Annotated in this window: 6 protein-coding genes; 2 read left to right on the forward strand and 4 right to left on the reverse strand. The window is 69.9% G+C overall.

The window, feature by feature from the left end; translation table 11 throughout:
* The first annotated feature begins 21 nt into the window (after positions 1-21).
* Complete coding sequence (locus ABZU25_RS21380; RefSeq protein WP_355031108.1) at positions 22-1,083, forward strand: Gfo/Idh/MocA family oxidoreductase; 1,062 nt, start codon at positions 22-24, stop codon at positions 1,081-1,083.
* 168 nt (positions 1,084-1,251) lie between these two features.
* Here the strand turns inward: ABZU25_RS21380 and ABZU25_RS21385 are convergent, their stop codons facing one another.
* The 4 genes from ABZU25_RS21385 to ABZU25_RS21400 form a co-directional block, all read right to left on the reverse strand.
* Positions 1,252-1,410 (reverse strand): hypothetical protein, encoded by a 159-nt coding sequence (locus ABZU25_RS21385; RefSeq protein ID WP_355031109.1) that lies wholly within the window; start codon positions 1,408-1,410, stop codon positions 1,252-1,254.
* Positions 1,411-1,551: 141 nt separating this feature from the next.
* Positions 1,552-1,788, reverse strand: a complete 237-nt coding sequence (locus ABZU25_RS21390; protein ID WP_355031110.1) for a winged helix-turn-helix domain-containing protein — start codon at positions 1,786-1,788, stop codon at positions 1,552-1,554.
* A gap of 442 nt (positions 1,789-2,230) precedes the next feature.
* Positions 2,231-2,452: a hypothetical protein gene (locus ABZU25_RS21395; RefSeq protein ID WP_030335934.1), complete on the reverse strand. Its 222-nt coding sequence runs from the start codon at positions 2,450-2,452 to the stop codon at positions 2,231-2,233.
* Between the two features lie 294 nt (positions 2,453-2,746).
* Positions 2,747-3,844 carry a PIN domain-containing protein gene (locus ABZU25_RS21400; RefSeq protein WP_355031111.1) on the reverse strand — a complete coding sequence of 366 codons (1,098 nt, stop codon included), beginning with the start codon at positions 3,842-3,844 and terminating at the stop codon, positions 2,747-2,749.
* 221 nt (positions 3,845-4,065) lie between these two features.
* Here ABZU25_RS21400 and ABZU25_RS21405 point away from each other — a divergent pair.
* Positions 4,066-6,040: glycosyl hydrolase family 28-related protein (locus tag ABZU25_RS21405; RefSeq protein ID WP_355031112.1), on the forward strand; the 1,975-nt coding region annotated here is incomplete at its 3' end.

A 6,040-nucleotide genomic window follows, 5' to 3' on the forward strand; every position in this document is an offset into this window, starting at 1 on the left:
CCGGCGAGACGGGGGTACGGCATGGCGGAGGCGTTGCGGGTCGGTCTGCTGGGGTATGGGCTGGCGGGTCGGGTGTTCCACGCACCGCTGATCGCCGCGACTCCCGGGCTGCGGCTCGACGCGATAGTGACACGCGATCCGCAGCGGCGCGAGCAGGCCCGGCAGCACTTCCCGGACGCCCGCCTGGTCGACGACGCCGACGAGCTGTGGCGTACGCCGGATGCGTTGGACCTGGTCGTGGTGGCGACGCCGAACCGGCAGCACGTGCCGATGGCCCGGGCGGCGCTGGCCGCCGGGCTGCCGGTCGTCGTCGACAAGCCCCTCTCCCCGACCGCCGCGGAGGGCCGCGCCCTGATCGACGAGGCGACCGAGCGTGGGGTGCCGCTGACGGTCTTCCAGAACCGGCGCTGGGACGGCGACTTCCTGACCGCCCGCCGGCTGGTGGAGCAGGGCGAGTTGGGGCGGGTGCTGCGCTTCGAGTCCCGGTTCGAGCGGTTCCGTCCGACGATCAAGCTGGGCTGGCGGGAGCTTGCCGGTCCCGAGGAGGCCGGCGGGGCGCTCTTCGACCTCGGCGCCCACCTGGTCGACCAGGCGGTGCAACTGTTCGGCCGGGTCGACCGCGTCTACGCGGAGGTGGACCGCCGCCGCGCGGGTGCGGCTGTCGACGACGACGCCTTCGTGGCGTTGACCCACGCCAACGGGGTGCGCTCGCACCTGTGGATGGGCGCGCTGACCGCGCAGCTCGGGCCCCGGCTGCGGGTGCTGGGCGACCGGGCCGGCTACACGACGTACGGCCTCGACGTGCAGGAGGCAGCGCTGCACGACGGCGGCCGACCGGACCAGCCGGGTTGGGGCGAGGTCCCGCCGGAGCGGTACGGCATGCTCGGCGTGGATGGTGACCTGCGGGCGGTGCCGACCGAGCCGGGCGCGTACCAGAGCTTCTACGCGCAGGTGGCGACGGCGCTGCGCGACGGCACGCCGATGCCGGTGGACCCCCGGGACTCGGTCGCCACTGTCGAGTTGATCGAGCTGGCGCACCTGTCGGCGGCTGAGGGTGTGGTGCTGCCGGTCCCGACCGTCTGACCACCCGTCGCCCCGTCGCCCCGCCGCCCCGTCGCCGCCAAGATCCGCGCAACATCAGGGTTGTTGGTGTCTCCCGCATGTCGGAGGCAGCAACATCCGGGAAGTTGCTCGGATCTTGGGCGCAGACGTAGCAGACGCACGCCGGCTCGCCTCCCACTGCCTGCCGTATTAGTCGGGGTTCTGCTCCGAGAGGGCGTCGTCGGGCACGCGGGCGTCGTCGTCGGTGAGCGCGTCGTCCGAGGTGTGGTCGAGGTTGGCGAGTCGACGCTCGGCCTCGCGAACATCCTCGTCGAGCCTGGGGTTCTCCTCGTCGGGACCCTGCGACATGGGGCGACCTCCTCGGGCACGACCGGCGGACGTTCGTGTACCCGACCTGCGGGCGGAGACACCGCAGCCTGCCGCCAACCCATGATCAAGTGATGAAAAGTAGCTGAATCAGCCCGGTGACACCTACTTCTCATCACCTGATCATGGGTCGAGCCGGACGTCTTCGGCGACCCACAGACCACGACCCTGAAGACCCACCACCAGGCCACGCGTCTGGAGAACGATGATCGCTCTCTGGACCGTGGTCACGCTGACGTCGTAGAGGTCCGCGAGTTCGTTGTAGGTGGGCAGACGCTCTCCTGCTACGTACTCCCCGCTCTTGATCCGGGCGGCGAGATCCTCGGCCACCTCGCGATATCCGCCAGTGGGTATGGGCATGTGAAGGTTCCTTCGTTCGGCACCTTCCATCGGATCACGCTGACCACAGGTCTTCAAGACCAGTGCCACCCCGCCTAGGGGCGGCGGACGTCGACCCTAGGCGGGCCTGATCGTGTCTGCGAAAGGGGATCGACGATGCCGATCGATGAGCCCGTGTCCGCGGCGACCGAATTGTTCGCCGCGGAACGGGTGCTGAATTCGCATTGGACTCGGGCTCTCGACAGGCCCCGGCGAGCAGGCGGCTGCTTCGAGTGTCGAGGTCGCAACGACTGCCCACAGCTAGATTGGGCACTGGCGCTGATGGCAGACGTCGCTTCGATCATGCTTCAGAAGCGGTGAGCTGCGAACTGCGCGTCGTTGAAGAGAAGAGCCGAGCGCCGGGCCGGCCGGGGAGCGCACCGGGCGGAGCCCAGGAGCGTTGCCGGCCCGGCCCGGTGCCGGATCAGCGCTGCTTCAGCTCGCGCCAGGATGGGTGCGTGCCGCGCCACGCGTCGGCGAGAATGGCCGCCGAGGCCCGGCTTGGGCACTGCTGCACCCGCTCACGACCCGACGCCCCACCGATCTGGGCGCGGACCTCCCAACCCTGCCCGTCAGTACGGATATACACGTCCCGGCGCCCGCGCGGAGTCGTGTCTCCGTTCCACCAATGCTCCTCGACCTTCATTCGCCGACCGTATAGCAAATTTTGCGCCGGGGGTACGGCGCAGGTAGGCGTATACCAGGGCGATAGCCGTAATTCCGGCGCATTTCGGCCTATGCGATGACGGGGAAGACCCGCAACGGCAGATCCTCCCCGTCTGAGCGACCAATCAGGGTGCGCTCACCTGCCGCTGAGCAGACCGGCCAACGCGTGCTGGCCTGCGGGCTGGGGTGCGGCGAGCCGCCCTCGGCCGTGATCTGGATGTCACCGGGCGTGAACGGCGGCGGGACCGCCACCCGGGCGCACCGGACGTGGCGCTCAGCCCTGAGTGGTCAGCAGGTAGTCGTCAGCTTCGGGGCTCCACCGTAGGTCGACAGCGCCGCTGGTGGCCGCGGCCTTGCAGAATTGCAGGAAGCTGCGGTATCCGAGCTTCTTCTCGCTGAAGTCGGGGCGGGCCCGCCGCAGTTGGTTCTTCAACCCGGACAGCGCCACCGGGTTGCCGCTACTGCCGAGCTCCGCCACCACGCCACGGAGCAGACCGAACGCCACCTCCCGGTCGCCGTGCTCGGGCAGCGAGACCTCGGGGTCGCCCTTCGCGGGACCCTCGGCCAGCTCGATCACGGTCTGCTCGGCGAGGTGCCGCAGCAGCTCCCCGAAGGTGCGGAAACCGTAGTCGGACTCGCTGAACGTGGGGTCCTTGCGCAACAGGGTGCGCTTGAGCCGGGACGCGGTGACCTCACCGTTGGCGCTGCCCTGCAACCCGGCCACCGTCTGGGCGACCAGCACGGCGAGCGCGTCCACGTCCCGTCCGGGCTCCTCGCCGGCGGGTCGACGGCCCACCTCCGGCTCCGGTTCCCGCTCAAGCTCCGGCTCGGACGGGCGCTGGTCCGGGCCGGCCTGCCGGGTCGGACGACCACGCCGGCTGCGGGTGGGCGGGATGTCCACACCTTCCAGCCGGTCGTAGTAGAGGAACTCGTCGCACGCCGGCGGGAGCAGCGCCGACGTCGACCCCTCGACCCCGACGCCGATGACCCGCTTGTTCAACTCGCGAAGCTTGTGCACGAGAGGGGTGAAGTCGCTGTCGCCGCTGCAGATCACAAACGTGGAGATGTAGTCACGCTCGAACGCCAACTCGATCGCGTCGACAGCCATCTTGATGTCCGCGGCGTTCTTGCGGGACGCGCCCATCCGCTGCGGGATCTCGATCAGCTCGACGTGGGACCTGGTGAGCATCCGGCGGTCCTCGTCGAAGTAGGACCAGTCGGCGTACGCGCGCCGGACCACCACCCGACCCCGTTCGGCGAGCGCGTCGGCGATCGGCCGGAAGTCGAAGTCCGCGCCGCCACGGTGATCGCGCGCCCCCAACGCGAGGTTCTCGTAGTCGAGGAACAGGGCGATCCGGTCTTCTTGATCCACGCGGCCCAGGGTACGCCGGCCGTGGGCGGTCTGGGCGCAGGTGGAGCGCGACACCTCAACTCACCAATCGTTCATTTCTTGCAGTCTTATGGTCGTCAATTTTCGTTCTTCGATTGTGGTCTTGCAGTGCGATGGTCGGTGCTGCATCATGACGATCAATGTCGGGCGTCGGGGGATGCGCCGGGCGGACCTCCACCACCACCCACCCAGGAGGGTCACCGATGATTCGCAGCATCCTGCCGGCCCGGGGACGCCCCGGCCGACCTGCCGGCACCGCCGTGGCGCTCGCGGCCGGGCTCGCCGTGCTGGTCGCCGTGCCCACAGTGGCCGTCGCCGGTCCATCCGCGCCCGCCGGCACGCGGCCGGTGGTCACCCGCGCCGCCCTCGACCCGGCACTTGTCGCCGGGCGCGGCGCCGACGTCGACTTCGTCGAACAGGAGGCGGAGAACGCGCGCACCAACGGCGAGATCATCGGCCCCGACCGGTCGGCCTACACACTGCCCGCCGAGGCCTCCGGCCGCCGGGCGGTCCGGCTCACCCCCGGTGAGTACGTGGAGTTCGTCCTACCCAGCGCGGCGAACGGGATCAACGTGCGCTACAGCATCCCGGACGCGCCGCAGGGCGGCGGGATCACCGCTCCGCTGCGCGTCGACGCCAACGGCAAGCACGTGCGCACCATGACGTTGACCTCGCAGTACTCGTGGCTCTACAACCAGTACCCGTTCACCAACGACCCGCAGGCCGGGCTGCTGCACCCGGACTGGTGGATCACCGAGTGCCAGTGCGTGCCGGCGGCCACCACGCCGTACCCGAGCATCAGCACGCCGTTCCGGCCCACCCACTTCTACGACGAGCAGCGACTGCTGCTCGGGCGCACCTACCGGGCCGGTGACCGGATCCGCCTGACCGCGCCAACCGGCAGCGCCGCCGCCTGGACCGTCATCGACCTGCTCGACTCCGAACTGGTCGCGCCGCCGCGGGTCCGGCTGCTCGCGGCGAACGTGCTCGCCTTCGGGGCCGACCCCACCGGCCGGCGGGACTCCGCCGACGCGCTGGACCGGGCCATCGCCTTCGCCCGGCGCGCCCACCTCAAGGTCTACCTCCCGCCGGGCACCTACCAGGTCAACCGGCACATCATCGTCGACGACGTGACAATCGAGGGCGCCGGCAACTGGTACACCGTCATCAAGGGCCGTGAGGTCGCCCTGCCCACGCCCGCGCCGGACGGCTCGGTACACACCGGCGTCGGGTTCTACGGCCGGGACGCCGCCGACGGCGGCAGCCGCAACGTCCACCTCTCCGGCTTCACCATCGAGGGAGACGTCCGGGAGCGCATCGACACCGACCAGGTCAACGCGATCGGTGGGGCGCTGAGCGACTCCACAGTCGACGGCCTGTACCTGCGTCACACCAAGGCCGGCCTGTGGTTCGACGGGCCGATGCGCAACGTCCGGGTCACCAACAACATCGTCGTCGACCAGATCGCCGACGCGCTCAACTTCCACACCGGCGTGACCGACTCCCTCGTGGCGCACAACTTCGTCCGCAACACCGGCGACGACGGTCTGGCGATGTGGTCGGAGAAGACGGCGAACGCGCGCAACACGTTCGACCACAACACCGTGCAGTCACCGACACTGGCCAACGGCATCGCCATCTACGGCGGGACGGACACCACCGTCTCGCACAACCTCGTCGCCGACCCGGTCCGCGAGGGCAGCGGCATCCACGTCGGGGCCCGCTTCGGCGCGGAGCCCTTCACCGGGCACCTGCGGATCACCAACAACACCACCGCCCGCGCCGGCACGTACGAGTTGAACTGGAACATCGGGCTGGGCGCCATCTGGTTCTTCGCCCTGGACCGCAGCATCGACGCGGCCATCGAGGTGACCGGCGACGCGTACCTCGACAGCACCTACAACGCGATCATGCTGGTCAGCGACTGGCCGGTGAAGGACCTCTACTCGATCTCCAACGTGCGGTTCCGGGACATCCGGGTCGACGGCACCGGCACCTCGGTGGTCAGCGCCCGCTCGGCCGGGTCCGCCTCGTTCGCCAACGTGGACGCCCGCAACGTGGGCGCGGTGGGGGTCAACAACTGCGGTTCGTTCCACTTCACCCCGGCCGGTTCGGAGTTCACAGTGACCGACCTCGGCGGTAACGACGGCGGGTGGCTCGCGCCGTGGCTGCTGCCCA

This window comes from Micromonospora sp. NPDC005215 (assembly GCF_040607915.1).
Classification (GTDB): Bacteria; Actinomycetota; Actinomycetes; order Mycobacteriales; family Micromonosporaceae; genus Micromonospora.

Bases quoted from the DNA above. Each gene is read 5' to 3' on its own strand.
- ABZU25_RS21380 (WP_355031108.1), top strand. From the start codon at position 22: ATGGCGGAGGCGTTGCGGGTCGGTCTGCTGGGGTATGGGCTGGCGGGT.
- ABZU25_RS21385 (WP_355031109.1), bottom strand. From the start codon at position 1,410: ATGTCGCAGGGTCCCGACGAGGAGAACCCCAGGCTCGACGAGGATGTT.
- ABZU25_RS21390 (WP_355031110.1), bottom strand. From the start codon at position 1,788: ATGCCCATACCCACTGGCGGATATCGCGAGGTGGCCGAGGATCTCGCC.
- ABZU25_RS21395 (WP_030335934.1), bottom strand. From the start codon at position 2,452: ATGAAGGTCGAGGAGCATTGGTGGAACGGAGACACGACTCCGCGCGGG.